Consider the following 15019-nt stretch of genomic DNA (forward strand, 5'->3'; position numbering starts at 1 on the left):
CGTAGGCTGTCGCCCATGTCACCCTCGATCTGCGTCGTCGGCACCTCGTACGTCGGGCTGTCGATCGCGGTCCTCCTCGCCCGCCACCACGAGGTCGTCGCCTACGACATCGACGAGACCCGGGTGGCCGCCCTCCGCGAGGGCCGCAGCCCCGTCGCCGACCCGGACATCGAGCGCTTCCTCGCCTCGGGCGAGCTCTCCCTCGTCGCGACGACCGACAAGCACGCGGCGTACACCGGTGCCGACGTCGTCGTCGTCGCCGCCCCGACGAACTACGACGAGCGGACGAACTTCTTCGACACCAGCGCCGTCGAGCAGGTCGTCGGGGACGTCCGCCAGATCGCCCCGGACGCGACGATCGTCGTGAAGTCGACCGTCCCCGTCGGGTTCACCGCCGGCCTGCGCGCACGGCTCGACACCGACACGCTCGTCTTCTCCCCCGAGTTCCTCCGCGAGGGACGGGCCCTGCACGACAACCTCCACCCCTCCCGCATCGTCGTCGGCGACCGGGGGGAGCGCGGCGCCGCCTTCGCCCGCCTGCTCGTCGAGGGCGCCCTCGACGACGACGTGCCCGTCCTGCTCACGGACAGCACCGAGGCCGAGGCCATCAAGCTCTTCGCCAACACCTACCTCGCGATGCGGGTGGCCTTCTTCAACGAGCTCGACACCTACGCCGCGACCCACGGCCTCGACACCCGGCAGATCATCGAGGGCGTCGGGCTCGACCCGCGGATCGGGTCGCACTACAACAACCCGAGCTTCGGCTACGGCGGGTACTGCCTGCCGAAGGACACCAAGCAGCTCCTCGCGAACTACGCCGACGTCCCGCAGACCCTCATCGGCGCGATCGTCGACGCCAACGCGACGCGCAAGGACTTCGTCGCGTTCGACGTCCTCGCCCGCTCGCCGAAGGTCGTCGGGGTGCACCGGCTCGTCATGAAGTCAGGCTCGGACAACTTCCGCAGCAGCAGCGTCCAAGGCGTGATGAAGCGGATCAAGGCCAAGGGGGTCCAGGTCCTCGTCCACGAGCCCGAGCTGCACGACAGCCACTTCTTCGGATCCGAGGTCGTCTCGCTCGAGGACCTCAAGTCCCGGGCGGACGTCATCATCGCCAACCGCCTCGTCCCCGAGCTCGAGGACGTCGCCGACCGGGTCTACACCCGCGACCTCTTCGGCGGTGACTGACCGCGGTCCCGTCGCAGGTCACGAAGGCGTACCGGTCACCCGCAGGGGTGGGTTGAGCAGCGCCCGGACCGGGCATAGTGGGCCCATGGGCGCACTGCACCACCAGAACGACCAGGCACTGATCCGCGAGCTGCTCATGGACCCGGGCATCTGGGTCGTCGTGGGCCTGTCGTCCAACGAGAGCCGGCCCGCGTGGTCGGTCTCCCGGTGGATGACCGTCGAGCTCGGGATCCCGATCATCCCGGTCCACCCGAAGGCCGAGACGGTCCACGGCGCGCAGGGCTACGCCTCGCTCGCCGACATCCCGGACCAGGACATCAAGGTCGTCGACTGCTTCGTGAACTCCGACCGGGTGGGTGCGGTCGTCGACGAGGCCGTCGAGCACAAGGACCGGCTGCAGATCGACGCGGTGTGGATGCAGCTCGGCGTCGTCGACGAGGACGCCGCGGAGCGGGCCCGCGCCGCGGGGCTCGACGTCGTCATGGACACCTGCCCGAAGATCGAGTGGCCCCGCATCCGTCGGGACGGCATGCAGCGCTGACCCGGGGACGGACCCGCCGGTCAGCCGCCGCGCCGCTCCCGCAGGGCCGCACCCTTGGCGTGGGCCTGGTCCCTCAGCGTCGCGCGGAAGGCGGTCATCGCGGCCCGTAGCCGCTCGGCCTCCGCGCCCTCGCCCGCACCGAGGATCCTCGCCGCGAGCAGCCCGGCGTTGCGGGCCCCGCCGACCGACACCGTCGCGACCGGCACCCCGGCCGGCATCTGGACGATCGAGAGCAGCGAGTCCATCCCGTCGAGGTGCTTCAGGGGCACCGGCACCCCGACGACCGGCAGGGACGTCACCGACGCCAGCATCCCGGGCAGGTGGGCCGCTCCCCCGGCCCCGGCGACGAGGACGCGCAGGCCCCGCTCCTCCGCCGAGCGCCCGTACTCGAGCATCTCCTCGGGCATCCGGTGCGCCGACACGACGTCGACCTCGCAGGTCACCCCCATCTCCTCGAGCGCGACGACGGCGGCCTCCATGACCGGCCAGTCGCTGTCGGAGCCCATGACGACGCCGACGACCGGCGGGGTGGACGTGCTCATTCGGTGATCGCTCCCTCGAGGTAGCCCGCGGCGTGCCCGGCCCGGCGGCGCAGGTCGGCGAGGTCGTCGCCGGAGACGTTGACGTGCCCGATCTTGCGGCCGGGGCGCACCCCCTTGCCGTAGAGGTGGACCTTGGCGCCGGGGTCGCGCGCCATGACGTGCCGGTACGCGGAGTACAGCTCGGGATGGTCGCCGCCGAGGACGTTGCCCATGACCGTCCAGGGCGCCCGGGGCGACGGCGTGCCGAGCGGCAGGTCGAGCACGGCCCGCAGGTGCTGCTCGAACTGGCCGGTCACCGCGCCGTCCATCGACCAGTGCCCGGAGTTGTGCGGACGCATCGCGAGCTCGTTGACGACGAAGGACGGCCCGTCATCGCCCTCCAGCTCGACGCCGCGTGGAGACTTCCGGTCGAGTTCGAAGAGCTCGACGGCGAGCACCCCGGTCACCCCGAGCTCGCCCGCGACCCGCAGCCCGGCCCCGACGGCCGCGCCGGCGAGGTCGTCGTCGAGGTCCGGCGCCGGCGCGAGCACCTCGGTGCACACCCCGTCGGTCTGGACGGTCTCGACGACCGGCCACGCGGCGGCCTGACCCGACGGGCTGCGGGCGAGGAGCACGGCGAGCTCGCGCCGGAAGGGCACCTTCTCCTCCAGGAGCAGCCCGGTGCCCTCCTCCGCGGCGCGCTCGAGCCAGTCGGCGACCTCGTCCGCGGACGACACGACGCGCACCCCCTTGCCGTCGTACCCGCCGCGCGGGGTCTTGGCGACGACCGGCCACCCGACGTCGGCGGCGAAGGCCTCGACGTCGGCCGCCGAGTCGGCCCGGGTCCAGCGGGGACACGGAACCCCGAGGGCGGACAGCCGCTCGCGCATCGCGAGCTTGTCCTGGGCGAAACGGAGGGCGTCCGGCGAGGGGTGGACCACGACCCCGTCCGCGACGAGGAGCGCGAGGACCTCCTGCGGGACGTGCTCGTGGTCGAAGGTCACGACGTCGCAGTCGGCGGCGAACCGCCGGACCGCGTCGGCGTCGAGGTGCGAGCCGACCGGGGCCGACGGCACGACGAGAGCGGCGCTGGAGTCCTCGGCCTCGGCGAGCACGCTGAGGGTGACACCGAGCTCGGCGGCGGGGCCGGCGCACATCCGCGCGAGCTGTCCCCCTCCGACGATGCCGACGACGGGGAAGCCTCCGGGGGCACGGCGGGGACGGGTCACCCGAGGAGGATAACGACCGGCGGTCGTTAGGCTGCCGGGGTGACCTCCCAGAACACGACCAGCCGCTCCCCCGTGGGCCGCGGGCTCGACGCCCTCCGGGGCGCGATGGACGTGCTCTACCGCGAGATGATCAAGTTCGGCGTCGTCGGCGCCGTCGCGTTCGTCGTCGACCTCGGCGGCGCCAACCTCCTGTGGCACACCGTCCTCGAGGACAAGGTGACGACCGCGAAGGTCATCTCCGGGGCGGCCGCGACCCTCGTCGCGTGGATCGGCAACCGGCAGTGGACCTTCCGGCACCGCCGCAGCCGTCCGGTGCACCACGAGGTCGCCCTCTTCTTCGGGGTCAACCTGCTCGCGCTCGGCATCTCCGCCGCGACGCTCGCGCTCTCGCACTACGGGCTGGGCTTCCAGACCCGGGTCGCCGACAACGTCGCGACCGTCATCGGCATCGGCCTCGGGACGTTGTTCCGCTTCTGGGCCTACCGCCAGTTCGTCTTCAAGCGCGAGCCGCTCTGAGGGACCGCGCCGGCCGTGCCTCGGCCCGCCGCTCCGCGGGTCAGTCCGTGCTCACCGAGAGGAAGAGCGCGAACACCGGCGGTACCGCCCGGGCCAGCTCGAGCCGGCCCCCGACGGCCTCGGCGAGGTCGCGGGCGAGCGAGAGGCCGAGCCCGGACCCGGACGAGGACACCGACCGCTCGAAGATGTGCGGGGCGATGCCGGCCGCCACGCCCTCCCCGGAGTCGCTCACCTCGATGACGACCGAGGGCCCCGCGCGCCGGGCGTTGACCTCGACCGTCCCCGCCCCGTAGGCGAGGGAGTTCTCGAGGAGCGTCGTGAGGATCTGCCCGAGGGCGACCGGCGTGGCCCGCACCGACAGGCCCCGCTCACCGCTCACGTGGATGCTCCTCCGGGCCTGGGCGAAGGCCGGCTGCCACTCCCGCTGGAGCCCGGCGAGCACCGAGTCGAGCGAGACGGACGGGTTCGCCTCGACGCCGCTGCGGGTGCGGCTCATGAGGTCGTCGACGACCTTGCTCAGCCGTTCGACCTGCGCGATCGCGATGCTCGACTCCTCGGCGACGACGTCGAGGTCGTCGGTCATCGAGATCTCCTCGAGGCGCATGAGGAGCGCGGTGAGCGGGGTGCGCAGCTGGTGCGAGGCGTCGGCGGCGAAGTCCCGCTCGGAGGCGAGCCGCCGGGCCCCCTGCTGGGCGCCGCGGACGAGCGCCGCGTCGAGGCGGTCGAGCTCGGGCACGCCCGACCCGAGCGGGACCGGGCGGGTGTCGCCGGCGGCGAGGCGCTCGGCCCGCTCGCGCAGCAGCCCGAGCAGGCCGGTCATCCGGGCGGCCGTGCGCTCCGCGGCCCACAGGGACGCTGCGACCGAGACCCCGAGGGCGACGAGCACCACACCGACCGGCACCCACCAGCGGGTGAGCACGGGGCCGAGGTCGACGTCACCCTGGACGGCCAGGAGGACGACGGTCGCGACGAGCAGGACCGCGGTGACCCCGACGGCCTGGGCGGCGACCCCCAGGACGAGTCGACGCACCGGTCACTCGTCCGGGGCGTCGAAGCGGAAGCCGAGCCCCCGGATGGTCGTGATGTAGCGCGGGTGCGCCGCGTCGTCGCCGAGCTTGCGGCGCAGCACCGAGATGTGCATGTCGAGCGTCTTCGTCGACCCGTACCAGGCGCTGTCCCAGACGTCGCGCATGAGCTTCTCGCGCGAGACGACCTTGCCCTCGTTCGCGACGAGGACCCGGAGCAGCTCGAACTCCTTGCCGGTGAGCTGCACCTCGTCCCCGCGCAGGAACACCCGGCGGCCCTCGGGGTCGATCGAGAGCAGCGGGTCCTCCTCGGCCTCCCCGGCGTCGGTGACCCCGCGGCGCAGCAGCGCCCGGGCGCGGGCCAGGAGCTCGGCGAGGCGGAACGGCTTCGTCACGTAGTCGTCCGCGCCGGCGTCGAGCCCGACGACGGTGTCGACCTCGTCGGCGCGGGCGGTGAGCACGAGGACCGGGATCGTGCTGCCCTCCTGGCGCAGCCGGCGGCAGACCTCGAGACCGTCCATCTTCGGCAGCCCGAGGTCCAGGACGACCAGGTCGGGCTGGCGCAGCGCCTCCTCGAGGGCGGACTCGCCGTCGGTGCAGACGGTGACCTCGTACCCCTCGCGCCGGAGCGCACGGGCGAGCGGGTCGGAGATCGCCGGGTCGTCCTCGGCCAGCAGCACGGTGGTCATGCGCCGATGGTAGTCACGCAGAGCCGTCGTCGGCGGTCGGGCGGCGCCCTCCCGGCGCGCGTCGCAGCTCGTGGAGGGTGACGACCCCGATCCCGCGGAGCATCCGACGGCGTCGCTCGATGGCGGTGAAGCCGGAGACCGAGCCGAGCGCCCGCGCCATGTCCTCGTCGACGAACACGGCGCCGGAGGGCGTGACGGCGGTGATCCGGCTCGCCTTGTTCACCGTCATCCCGAAGACGTCGCCGAGCCGGGAGACCACCCGGCCGTGCGCGAGGCCGACCCGGACCGGCGGCAGCAGCTCGTCCTCGGCCATCGCGTCGACGAGGTCGAGGGCGATCGCGGACGCCGCCGCCGCCTCGGTGTGGACGAAGAGGACCTCGTCCCCCACGGTCTTGATGACCCGCCCGCCGTGCTCGGCGACGACGTCGCTCGCGAGCAGCTCGAAGCGCTGGACGAGCCGGGCCAGCTGCCGCTCGCTCATCCGGCGCACGAACGAGGTGAAGGAGACCAGGTCGGCGAACCCGACCGCCCGCACGGGCGCGGAGGGGTCGGACCGGATCGCGGGGTCGGCGTCGGCGAGCATGCGCTGGATGGCGTTCGTCAGGTGCCGTCGCCACACGTAGACCAGGAGCGGTTCGACGTCGTCGATGGTCCGGGCCAGCAGGGCGGCGGCGTCGGCCGCGACTCCCGGCGCCGGCACGGACCGGCTGTCCTTGCCCTCGAGCTCCTCGGAGAAGGGTGGGGCGAGCGACTCCGCGACGAGCTGGGTCTGCCACACCGCGAGCCGGTCGGCGGTCCGGGCGAAGGCCCGGGTCATCCCGAGGGCGAGCTCTTCGGAGACGGCGCCGTCGCGGACCATCGCGGTGATCCGTTGGAGGGCCTCGCGGTCGGCGTCGGTGAACATCGCCTCGTCGTCCTCGACGACCTGGAAGCCCATCGCGTGCCAGAACCGCCGCGCCTCGACGGGGTCGACCCCCGCCCCCTCGCTGACCTCGGTGCGCCGCATCGACGCCGACCGGCCGAGGAGGGAGCGCTCGACCCGTTCGGGCAGGTCGTCGACAGAGGAGTCCGCGGGCAGGCCGGGGCCGGTCGCGGGCTCGTCGGGCATCGGCGCCACCTTCCGTCTCAGGGCTGACGCACGTGGACGACGTCGCCCGCGGTGACCTGGGCCGTCCCGCCGTCGGTGCGCAGGACCAGTCTGCCCTCCGCGTCGACCCCTGTCGCCCTCCCCCGTCGGACGGTTCCCCCGGGCAGGTGGACCTCGACGTCCCGCCCGAGCGTCGAGCAGACGGCACGGTAGGCGTCGGCCGTCGGTCCCGCCGGGCCGGTGTCCGCCGCGAGGAGGTCGGCGAGCCGGCGCAGGTAGGCCTCGAGCAGGTCGGTCCGCGGGGCGTCGTGGCCGGCGGCGCGCAGCGACGTCGCGGTGTCGAGCGGCAGGTCCTCGCGGGCGGTCCCCACGTTGAGGCCGAGCCCGGCGACGACACCGACGTCGGTCCACTCGCAGAGGACGCCGGCGAGCTTGCGGTCGCCGTCCGAGGGCACGAGGACGTCGTTCGGCCACTTGAGGTCGACGACGAGCCCGGAGACCTCGGCGACCGCCTCGCGCACCGCGAGCCCGACGAGGAGCGGGACCCACAACGCCCCCGACGGCGGGACCGGGACGAGGACGGACACCGCGAGGCTCGTGCCGGGCGTCGTCGTCCAGGACCGGGCCAGCCGCCCCCGCCCGGCCTCCTGCACGTCGGCGACGACGACCCGGCCCGGTCGGGGGTCGGCCCGGAGCACGTCGTTCGTCGAGCCGACGCGGTCGTGGTACTCCACCGGCGACCACGGTCCACCGGGTGTGACGGACGCCGCGTCCAGCGGCCGCTCGAGGGGGTTGTCCTGCATGCGCCCAAGGCTAGGCTCGGCGACATGTCGACCAGCGACCTGCACTCGATCGGTGGGACCGACGTCCCGGAGGACATCGACGTCTCCACGACGGCCGGCAAGCTCGCCGACCTCAAGCGGCGGGTCGCGGAGGTCGCGCACGCCGGCTCCGAGCGAGCCGTGGAGAAGCAGCACGCCCGGGGCAAGCGCACCGCCCGCGAGCGGCTCGAGATGCTCCTCGACGAGGGCTCGTTCGTCGAGATGGACAAGTACGCGCGGCACCGCTCCGTCGCCTTCGGCCAGGACGCGAACCGGCCCTACGGCGACGGCGTCGTCACCGGCTACGGCACGGTCGACGGCCGGACGGTCGCCGTCTTCGCCCAGGACTTCACGGTCTTCGGCGGCTCCCTCGGCGAGGTGTTCGGCGAGAAGATCTGCAAGGTCATGGACTTCGCGATGAAGGTCGGCTGCCCGGTCGTCGGGCTCAACGACTCCGGCGGCGCCCGCATCCAGGAGGGCGTCGTCTCGCTCGGCCTCTACGGCGAGATCTTCCGGCGCAACGTCCACGCCTCGGGGGTCGTCCCGCAGATCTCCCTCGTCATGGGCCCGTGCGCCGGCGGGGCGGTCTACTCCCCCGCCGTCACCGACTTCACCGTCATGGTCGACCAGACCTCGCACATGTTCATCACCGGACCCGACGTCATCAAGACCGTGACCGGCGAGGACGTCGGGTTCGAGGAGCTCGGCGGCGCCCGCACCCACAACACCACGTCCGGCGTCGCCCACTACATGGGGACCGACGAGGAGGACGCCGTCGAGTACGTCAAGGCGCTGCTGTCCTACCTGCCGAGCAACAACATGGAGGACCCGCCGGTCTTCGGGGACGAGCTCGACCTCGAGGTCACCGACGACGACCGCTTCCTCGACACGATCGTCCCGGACAGCCCGAACGTCCCGTACGACATGCACGACGTCATCACCCGCGTCCTCGACGGCGGCGAGTTCCTCGAGGTCCAGCCCCTCTTCGCGCCGAACATCGTCGTCGGCTTCGGCCGGGTCGAGGGCCGTGCCGTCGGCGTCGTCGCGAACAACCCGGTGCAGCTCGCCGGGACCCTCGACATCGACGCGTCCGAGAAGGCCGCCCGGTTCGTGCGCACGTGCGACGCCTTCAACGTCCCCGTGCTCACCTTCGTCGACGTCCCCGGCTTCCTCCCCGGCACCGACCAGGAGTGGGACGGCATCATCCGCCGCGGCGCGAAGCTCATCTTCGCCTACGCCGAGGCGACCGTGCCGCTCGTCACCGTCATCACCCGCAAGGCCTACGGCGGCGCCTACGACGTCATGGGGTCCAAGCACCTCGGCGCCGACATCAACCTCGCGTGGCCCACCGCCCAGATCGCCGTCATGGGGGCCCAGGGCGCGGTGAACATCCTCTACCGCAAGCAGCTCGCCGAGGCGCAGGAGAAGGGCGAGTCCGTCGACGAGGCCCGCGCGGCGTTCGTCGCCCAGTACGAGGAGGCGCTGGCCAACCCGTACGTCGCCGCCGAGCGCGGGTACGTCGACACCGTCATCACCCCGTCGAACACCCGGATGAACGTCAGCAAGGCGCTGCGCGCGCTGCGGACCAAGCGCGAGTCGCTGCCGCCGAAGAAGCACGGGAACATTCCCCTATGACCTCTTCGCAGGCTCAGAGCTCAGGGGGCCCGGCGCTATGACGGCGCACGACGAGGTCCGGGTCCACGGACCCGCCACGGCCGAGGAGGTCGCGGCGGTCGTCGCCGTGCTCGCCGCCGCCGGCGGGGCCGGGGACGAGGCGCCCGAGCCGCGCGGCTCGCGCTGGGCGGCCCACGACGTCCGGCTGCACCGCGGCCTGCGGCACGGCCCGGACGGCTGGCGCTCGACCTACCGCCGCTGACCCCCCGTGGCCCGCGCCGACCGAGCGTGCCCTCAGTCGAGCGCGCCGGCCCCCCGGGACCACTGCCGGACGACGGTGTCGGCGCTCTCGGCCTCGCGCAGCACCTCGAGCCGGGGCCCGTCGGCGCCGTCGCGGTAGCCGATGACCACGGGCATGCCGCGGTTGCAGTGCCGCGACCACATGCTCATCGTGTAGGCGCCGACGTCGTGGATGACGAGCCAGTCGCCCGCCTCGAGGCCCGGCAGGTGGATGTCGCGCGAGATGACGTCACCGGCGAAGCACAGCGGCCCGCTGACGATCCAGGACTCCGACGGCGGCGTCCCGGGGGCGTCGACCGCCGAGCCCGCGGCGTCCTGCTCCACGGTCGCGAGACGGGAGATCCGGTGGCGCCAGTGCCCCGGCTGGTAGGCGGTGCGCATGAGGAAGTCGGCTCCGAGGTGGGTCACGGCGACCGGCTGGGCGAGGGCGCGGTTGACGTACTCGACCCGGTTCAGGGCCCACCCGCAGTTGGCCTGGACGGCCCGACCGAACTCGGTGACGAGCATGACGTCGTCGGTGAAGAGCGACGGCGCGGCCTCCTCGAGGCGGGCGGCCAGCTCCCGCGGGTCGACCGCGCGCTCGCCGGTGTAGTTCGTCGTCGCACCCCCGCCGAGGTCGACGATGTCGAGCTGCTCGTGCCCGAGGCGGGCGTGGACCGCGTCGCGGAACCCGGCGACGACCCCGGCGGCGGCGACGAGGGTCTCGACCGGCATGCCCTGGGACCCGACGTGCGAGTGCAGTCCCCGGAGCCAGGGCCGGCCCGCGGCCCGCTCGGCGAGGGCGTCGGCGAGCCGGTCCCCGACGCGCTCGCCGAAGCGGGAGGACGGTGAGGCGACGCTCGTCGCGGGGATCGAGCCGCTGCCGACGGCCGGGTTGACCCGCAGGCCCACGGTCGCGGAGGAGGTCGCGAGGGTCGCGTGGATCTCGATGATCCGGTCGAGCTCGTCGAGGCTGTCGGCGTTGACGTGGATGCCGGCCTCGAGCGCCCATCGGATCTCGGTCCGGGTCTTGGCCGGGGAGTCGTAGACGATGCGGTCCGCGGCGCAGCCCGCGGCGAACGCGAGCGCGACCTCCTCCCACGACGCGGCCTCGAGCCCGGCGCCCTGGTCGACGCAGGCCCGGAGGATCTCGACGACCGGGTTGGCCTTGACGGCGACCGTGTGGACGGCGTGCGCGGGGAAGGCCCCGGTGAGCTCCTGGAGACGGGTGTCGAGCAGGTCGAGGTCGTGGAGCACCACGGCCCCGTCGTCCTCGCCGACGAGACCCTCGGCGAGCGCGGCCTCGGCGACCCGTCGGATGCTCTCCCCCGAGGGGCGCTCGAGCCAGCTGCTCGTCCTCGTGCTCGTCGTCGTCATCGGGCTCCCTCCAGGGCGTCGGTGTGGGCGAGGGCGACGAGGGCGTCCACCTTCTCGAGGGTCAGCGCCACGTCCCGGGCCAGGTGTTCCCGGCGCTCGGCGAACGTCGAGCCCAGGGACGGCGTGACGCACGCGCGGATGATGTCGCGGCCGCCGAGGGCGACGCGCAGCACGGCGAAGCTCTCGCCACCGCCGGCGAGCTCGACGGGCTGGCCGAGCTCGCAGCGCAGCGCAGCGAGGTCCGGGCGCAGGCGCTCGTCGTCGACCGAGCCGTAGCGCACGGCCCGGGCGAGCGCCCGCAGCGGCTCCATCCCGAGCAGGTGCCCGTCGTCGGTGCGGCAGGTGAACGGGAAGACCGTCGTGTTCGACTCCAGGAGCCGGGTCGCGTCGCGGCACCGGTTGGGCGGCGGGACGGTCGAGAGGTCGAGGTGCCGGGTGCCCGCGACGATCTCGGGGACGACGGACTGGAAGGTGCGCAGCACCTCGAGGCGCAGGGTCGCCGGGACGCTGTAGTAGTCGCGGATCTCGGCGAGGGCGGCCCACCAGCGCATGAGCACGCCGAGCGCCAGTCCCGGGGCGACCGAGGCCCGGGCCCCGGTCCACGTGCGGGGCAGCATCGCCCGCACGAGGTAGTCGCCGAACGGCTCGGGGACCTCGGCCGGCACGGCCCGGCCGCCGGCGCGCTCGTGCGGGACGAGGACCGCCCCGGCGAACGGGGGGCCCCCGAAGAACTTCGACCCGGTGACCATGACCATGTAGCCGCGCTGCAGCGACCGGAGCAGCCCCTGGCGGCTGAAGCGGCCCTGGGCGGCGTCGATGACGACGTCGACCTGACCCGGGTGGGCGTGCACGAGGGCGTCGACGAGCTCGAGGGACGGCGCGTGCACCCCCGTCTTGCTGTGGGCGATGATGTGGAGCAGGACGTGCTCGCCGCGGGCCGCCGCGGCCCCGACGATCGCGCGGACCTCGTCGTCGATCTCCTTCTCCTCGCGGGGGACGCCGGCGCCGTCCCGGATCGTCACCCGCTCCAGGCCGACCCGATCGGCGACGTCGCCGTCGACCGGCGTCCCGGGCTCGACCCCCCGTCCCGACGGGGTGACCGCGTCGAAGTGGTGGCCCCGGGCCGCGTGGGCCGTGCCGGACCCCGCCTCGGAGGCCCCGACGAGGACCGTGGTGACCCGTCGGCCCTCGGCGAGCGCCACGAGGAGGGGGACGAGCTCGGCGTCGGTGCCCGACGGGCAGACGACGACGTCGAGCGCGGACGCGCTGGTCATCGCGATGTTCGCCACGAGCTCGGTGCGCACACGCTCGTAGAGGTCGTCGACCGACTGCTCCACCGCCTCGGGGTCCAGCGCCCGGACCCAGCCGTGCAGCCGGTCGGCCGCCTCGAAGGCGACGTCGGAGATCGTCGAGGAGGTGCACGAGCCGAAGGACAGCAGTCCCGGCTCGGGGGCGTACCGGTTGCCGTAGCGGTTCGTGCCGTCGGGGCCGACGGTGTGCCGGGAGTCACCGCACGAGGAGAGGATCTGCTCCGTGGTCATCGACCAGTCGTGCGCGTCGAGCATCATCGGCTCCGCTCGGTGGAGGACAGCATGACCGACACCGTAGCGTCGGGGCCCGGCGCCGCCCGCATCCTCGCTCTCAGGCTCGGACGACTCGCTGCTCCAGCTCGCGGTGCTCGGCCTCGCCGAGGACCCGGGCGGCCAGGACCCGCCCCGCCTCGTCGCGGTCGCCGAACCAGGCCCGCAGCACCGTGGGGACGGTGATGCCGTGGTCCGGCCGTCCGAGCACCTCGACCGGCGTCCCCGGCGTGACGGCCCCGGGCTCGACGACGGCGAGGTACGCGCCCGGGCGTCCGCGCTCGACGAAGCGCCGCACCCAGGCCCGCTCGCCCATCCACGCAGCGAAGTTCGCGCACGGGACCCGCGGGCCGGTCACCTCGAGCACGACGTCGCCGACCCGCCACCGCTCGCCGACGATCGCGCCGTCGACGTCGAGCCCCTCGGTCGTGAGGTTCTCGCCGAAGGTGCCGTCCGGCAGGTCCCGTCCGATCTCGCGGCCCCAGTGGTCGAGCTCCTCGCGGGCCACGGCGTAGACCGCCTGGCGCGACCCGCCGTGGTGCCGGCGGGCGACGACCTCGTCACCGACGACGCCGCTGCCGAGGCCGCCCTTCTTCGGGCCGGGGTCGCGCACCTCGACCCGGGCGGCGGGTCGCTTGTCGATGGCGGTCGTGCGTCCCTTGGACCCGATGCCCTCCCGGGCCGACCCGACGTTGACCGACCGCACCCGTGCCTGCATGCCCGGCACGCTACGCCGCCGCGGGCCGCCGTGCGCTCGGATATCCGCACGACCGCCGGAGAGCGCCTCCGGTAGGTTCCGGCGCGTGAGCGAACCCACCCCCTCCCGCCGTCCCACCGCCGTCGACGCCGTCGCGGAGGACCACTTCGACGCCGTCGTCGCCGCGAGCCCCGTCGAGGCCACCTACCTCGGGGTCCCGGGCCACGACACCGAGCTCGACGACCTGTCCCCGGAGGGCTACGCCCACCACGCCGACCTCGCGCGCACGACGCTCGCCCGGCTCGACGCCGTCGAGCCCGTGGACGCCGTCGACCGGGTCACCGTCGCCGCGATGCGCGAGCGCCTCGGGCTCGTGCTCGAGACCCACGAGGCCGGCTACGACCGGATGGAGCTCAACGTCATCGCCTCCCCACTGCAGTCCTGCCGGGACGTCGTCGACCTCATGCCGACGTCCACCCAGGAGGACTGGGCGACGATCGCCACCCGGCTGCGGCAGGTTCCGCGGGCCCTGGACCAGTACTGCCGGACCCTCGCCGAGTCCGCGGACCGCGGCCTGGTCACGCCGCGGCGCCAGGTGACCGCCTGCGTGCAGCAGTGCGAGGACCTCACGGCGGCGGACGGCTACTTCGCCGGGCTGCTCGCCGGCGCCTCCGCCGACGGCGAGCCCCTGTCGCCGGCGGTCCGGTCCGACCTCGAGACCGCCGTCCGGGAGGCCGCGGACGCCTACGCCGACACCGGTCGACGCCTCGCGGCGACCCTCCTCGACCGGGCGCCGGAGTCCGACGCCGCCGGGCGCGAGCGCTACGCCCTCGCCTCGCGGCTGTACCTCGGCGCCACCGTCGACCTCGAGGAGACGTACGCCTGGGGCCAGGAGGAGCTCGCGCGGATCACGGCCGACATGACCGCGACGGCCGACCGCATCGTGCCGGGCGGCTCGGTCGCCGACGCCATCGCCCACCTCGACGCCGACCCCTCCTACCGGCTGCACGGGACCGAGGCGCTGCGGGAGTGGATGCAGGGTCGCGCCGACGCCGTGATCGCCGACCTGGCGGGGGTGCACTTCGACGTCCCGGACGCGGTGCGCACCATCGAGTGCCGCATCGCGCCGACCCAGACCGGGGGCATCTACTACACGGGTCCGAGCGAGGACTTCTCGCGGCCGGGCCGGATGTGGTGGTCGGTGCCGAAGGGCGTCACCGAGTTCCGCACGTGGAGCGAGCTGACGACCGTGTACCACGAGGGCGTGCCGGGTCACCACCTCCAGGTCGCCCAGACCGTCGTGCGCAGCGAGCTGCTCAACCGCTGGCGCCGGATGATGTGCTGGGTCAGCGGGCACGGCGAGGGCTGGGCGCTCTACGCCGAGCGGCTCATGGCCGACCTGGGGTACCTCGACGACCCGGGCACCTACCTCGGGATGCTCGACGCCCAGTCGCTGCGGGCGGCGCGCGTCGTCATCGACATCGGCGTCCACTGCGGCTTCGAGGCGCCGGCGGAGGTCGGCGGCGGGGCCTGGACCTACGACAAGGCCTGGGCCTTCCTCACTGCCCACTCGAACGAGTCCGAGGGGATGCTGCGCTTCGAGCTGGACCGGTACCTCGGCTGGCCGGGCCAGGCGCCCAGCTACAAGATCGGCGAGCGGCTCTGGCTGCAGATGCGCGACGAGGTGCGGGCGCGCGAGGGCGACTCGTTCTCGCTCAAGGACTTCCACCGGCGCTCCCTCGACCTCGGGTCGCTCGGCCTCGACGTGCTGCGGGAGGCCGTCCTCGCGGGATGACCCGGACCCGCCCGCGGGTCCCCGCAGGTGACGGCCCTCGGAGATACCCGTACCCGTACGGGC

The 15019-nt window shown here is 73.8% G+C and carries 15 protein-coding genes; 6 read left to right on the plus strand and 9 right to left on the minus strand.

Annotated elements, in window-relative coordinates; genetic code table 11:
• Window positions 1–15: 15 nt before the first annotated feature.
• The gene (locus KC207_RS09350) at window positions 16–1185 is read left to right on the plus strand and encodes a nucleotide sugar dehydrogenase (RefSeq protein WP_211602749.1); all 1170 of its coding nucleotides are present in this window, start codon (window positions 16–18) and stop codon (window positions 1183–1185) included.
• Between the two features lie 85 nt (window positions 1186–1270).
• Window positions 1271–1726 (plus strand): CoA-binding protein, encoded by a 456-nt coding sequence (locus tag KC207_RS09355; protein WP_211602750.1) that lies wholly within the window; start codon window positions 1271–1273, stop codon window positions 1724–1726.
• 20 nt (window positions 1727–1746) lie between these two features.
• Here KC207_RS09355 and purE read toward each other — a convergent pair whose 3' ends face one another.
• Window positions 1747–2268 (minus strand): 5-(carboxyamino)imidazole ribonucleotide mutase, encoded by a 522-nt coding sequence (gene purE / locus KC207_RS09360; RefSeq protein WP_211602751.1) that lies wholly within the window; start codon window positions 2266–2268, stop codon window positions 1747–1749.
• Entirely contained in the window at window positions 2265–3476 is a 1212-nt protein-coding gene (locus tag KC207_RS09365; protein WP_211602752.1) for a 5-(carboxyamino)imidazole ribonucleotide synthase, read from the minus strand. Before KC207_RS09365 ends, purE begins: the two co-directional genes overlap by 4 nt.
• 39 nt (window positions 3477–3515) lie before the next feature.
• Between KC207_RS09365 and KC207_RS09370 the strand changes: the two genes are divergently transcribed.
• Complete coding sequence (locus tag KC207_RS09370) at window positions 3516–3992, plus strand: GtrA family protein (RefSeq protein WP_249138665.1); 477 nt, start codon at window positions 3516–3518, stop codon at window positions 3990–3992.
• A gap of 40 nt (window positions 3993–4032) precedes the next feature.
• On the opposite strand, the gene KC207_RS09375 is transcribed toward KC207_RS09370, so the two are convergent.
• The 4 genes from KC207_RS09375 to KC207_RS09390 are packed head-to-tail and all read right to left on the minus strand — an operon-like array spanning window position 4033 to window position 7596.
• Complete coding sequence (locus KC207_RS09375) at window positions 4033–5022, minus strand: sensor histidine kinase (RefSeq protein WP_249138666.1); 990 nt, start codon at window positions 5020–5022, stop codon at window positions 4033–4035.
• A gap of 3 nt (window positions 5023–5025) precedes the next feature.
• The gene (locus tag KC207_RS09380) at window positions 5026–5706 is read right to left on the minus strand and encodes a response regulator transcription factor (protein ID WP_211602753.1); all 681 of its coding nucleotides are present in this window, start codon (window positions 5704–5706) and stop codon (window positions 5026–5028) included.
• A gap of 13 nt (window positions 5707–5719) precedes the next feature.
• The gene (locus KC207_RS09385) at window positions 5720–6814 is read right to left on the minus strand and encodes an adenylate/guanylate cyclase domain-containing protein (protein ID WP_211602754.1); all 1095 of its coding nucleotides are present in this window, start codon (window positions 6812–6814) and stop codon (window positions 5720–5722) included.
• A gap of 17 nt (window positions 6815–6831) precedes the next feature.
• Complete coding sequence (locus KC207_RS09390; RefSeq protein WP_211602755.1) at window positions 6832–7596, minus strand: biotin--[acetyl-CoA-carboxylase] ligase; 765 nt, start codon at window positions 7594–7596, stop codon at window positions 6832–6834.
• 24 nt (window positions 7597–7620) lie between these two features.
• Here KC207_RS09390 and KC207_RS09395 point away from each other — a divergent pair, with 24 nt between their 5' ends.
• Both KC207_RS09395 and KC207_RS09400 read left to right on the plus strand, forming a co-directional pair.
• Window positions 7621–9249, plus strand: coding sequence for an acyl-CoA carboxylase subunit beta (locus KC207_RS09395; RefSeq protein ID WP_211602756.1), 1629 nt, complete (start codon window positions 7621–7623; stop codon window positions 9247–9249).
• A gap of 37 nt (window positions 9250–9286) precedes the next feature.
• Window positions 9287–9490, plus strand: coding sequence for an acyl-CoA carboxylase epsilon subunit (locus KC207_RS09400; RefSeq protein ID WP_211602757.1), 204 nt, complete (start codon window positions 9287–9289; stop codon window positions 9488–9490).
• A gap of 32 nt (window positions 9491–9522) precedes the next feature.
• Here KC207_RS09400 and KC207_RS09405 read toward each other — a convergent pair whose 3' ends face one another.
• The 3 genes from KC207_RS09405 to KC207_RS09415 all read right to left on the minus strand — a co-directional run bounded on the left by KC207_RS09405 (window position 9523) and on the right by KC207_RS09415 (window position 13182).
• Window positions 9523–10884, minus strand: coding sequence for a type III PLP-dependent enzyme domain-containing protein (locus tag KC207_RS09405; RefSeq protein ID WP_211602758.1), 1362 nt, complete (start codon window positions 10882–10884; stop codon window positions 9523–9525).
• A complete protein-coding gene (locus tag KC207_RS09410; protein WP_211602759.1) occupies window positions 10881–12452 on the minus strand; it encodes a hypothetical protein in 1572 nt (523 codons plus the stop codon). The genes KC207_RS09405 and KC207_RS09410 overlap by 4 nt, the downstream gene beginning before the upstream one ends.
• Window positions 12453–12525: 73 nt before the next feature.
• Window positions 12526–13182, minus strand: coding sequence for an MOSC domain-containing protein (locus tag KC207_RS09415; RefSeq protein ID WP_211602760.1), 657 nt, complete (start codon window positions 13180–13182; stop codon window positions 12526–12528).
• An 85-nt stretch (window positions 13183–13267) separates the two neighbouring features.
• On the opposite strand from KC207_RS09415, the gene KC207_RS09420 reads away from it, so the two are divergent.
• The gene (locus KC207_RS09420; RefSeq protein WP_249138667.1) at window positions 13268–14956 is read left to right on the plus strand and encodes a DUF885 domain-containing protein; all 1689 of its coding nucleotides are present in this window, start codon (window positions 13268–13270) and stop codon (window positions 14954–14956) included.
• Window positions 14957–15019 lie beyond the last annotated feature (63 nt).

The organism is Phycicoccus avicenniae (assembly GCF_018139485.1).
Classification (GTDB): domain Bacteria; phylum Actinomycetota; class Actinomycetes; order Actinomycetales; family Dermatophilaceae; genus Phycicoccus; species Phycicoccus avicenniae.

Bases quoted from the DNA above. Each gene is read 5' to 3' on its own strand.
- KC207_RS09390 (WP_211602755.1), bottom strand. From the start codon at position 7,596: ATGCAGGACAACCCCCTCGAGCGGCCGCTGGACGCGGCGTCCGTCACA.
- KC207_RS09355 (WP_211602750.1), top strand. From the start codon at position 1,271: ATGGGCGCACTGCACCACCAGAACGACCAGGCACTGATCCGCGAGCTG.
- KC207_RS09415 (WP_211602760.1), bottom strand. From the start codon at position 13,182: ATGCAGGCACGGGTGCGGTCGGTCAACGTCGGGTCGGCCCGGGAGGGC.
- KC207_RS09400 (WP_211602757.1), top strand. From the start codon at position 9,287: ATGACGGCGCACGACGAGGTCCGGGTCCACGGACCCGCCACGGCCGAG.
- KC207_RS09385 (WP_211602754.1), bottom strand. From the start codon at position 6,814: ATGCCCGACGAGCCCGCGACCGGCCCCGGCCTGCCCGCGGACTCCTCT.
- KC207_RS09350 (WP_211602749.1), top strand. From the start codon at position 16: ATGTCACCCTCGATCTGCGTCGTCGGCACCTCGTACGTCGGGCTGTCG.
- KC207_RS09410 (WP_211602759.1), bottom strand. From the start codon at position 12,452: ATGATGCTCGACGCGCACGACTGGTCGATGACCACGGAGCAGATCCTC.
- KC207_RS09395 (WP_211602756.1), top strand. From the start codon at position 7,621: ATGTCGACCAGCGACCTGCACTCGATCGGTGGGACCGACGTCCCGGAG.
- purE (WP_211602751.1), bottom strand. From the start codon at position 2,268: ATGAGCACGTCCACCCCGCCGGTCGTCGGCGTCGTCATGGGCTCCGAC.
- KC207_RS09380 (WP_211602753.1), bottom strand. From the start codon at position 5,706: ATGACCACCGTGCTGCTGGCCGAGGACGACCCGGCGATCTCCGACCCG.
- KC207_RS09405 (WP_211602758.1), bottom strand. From the start codon at position 10,884: ATGACGACGACGAGCACGAGGACGAGCAGCTGGCTCGAGCGCCCCTCG.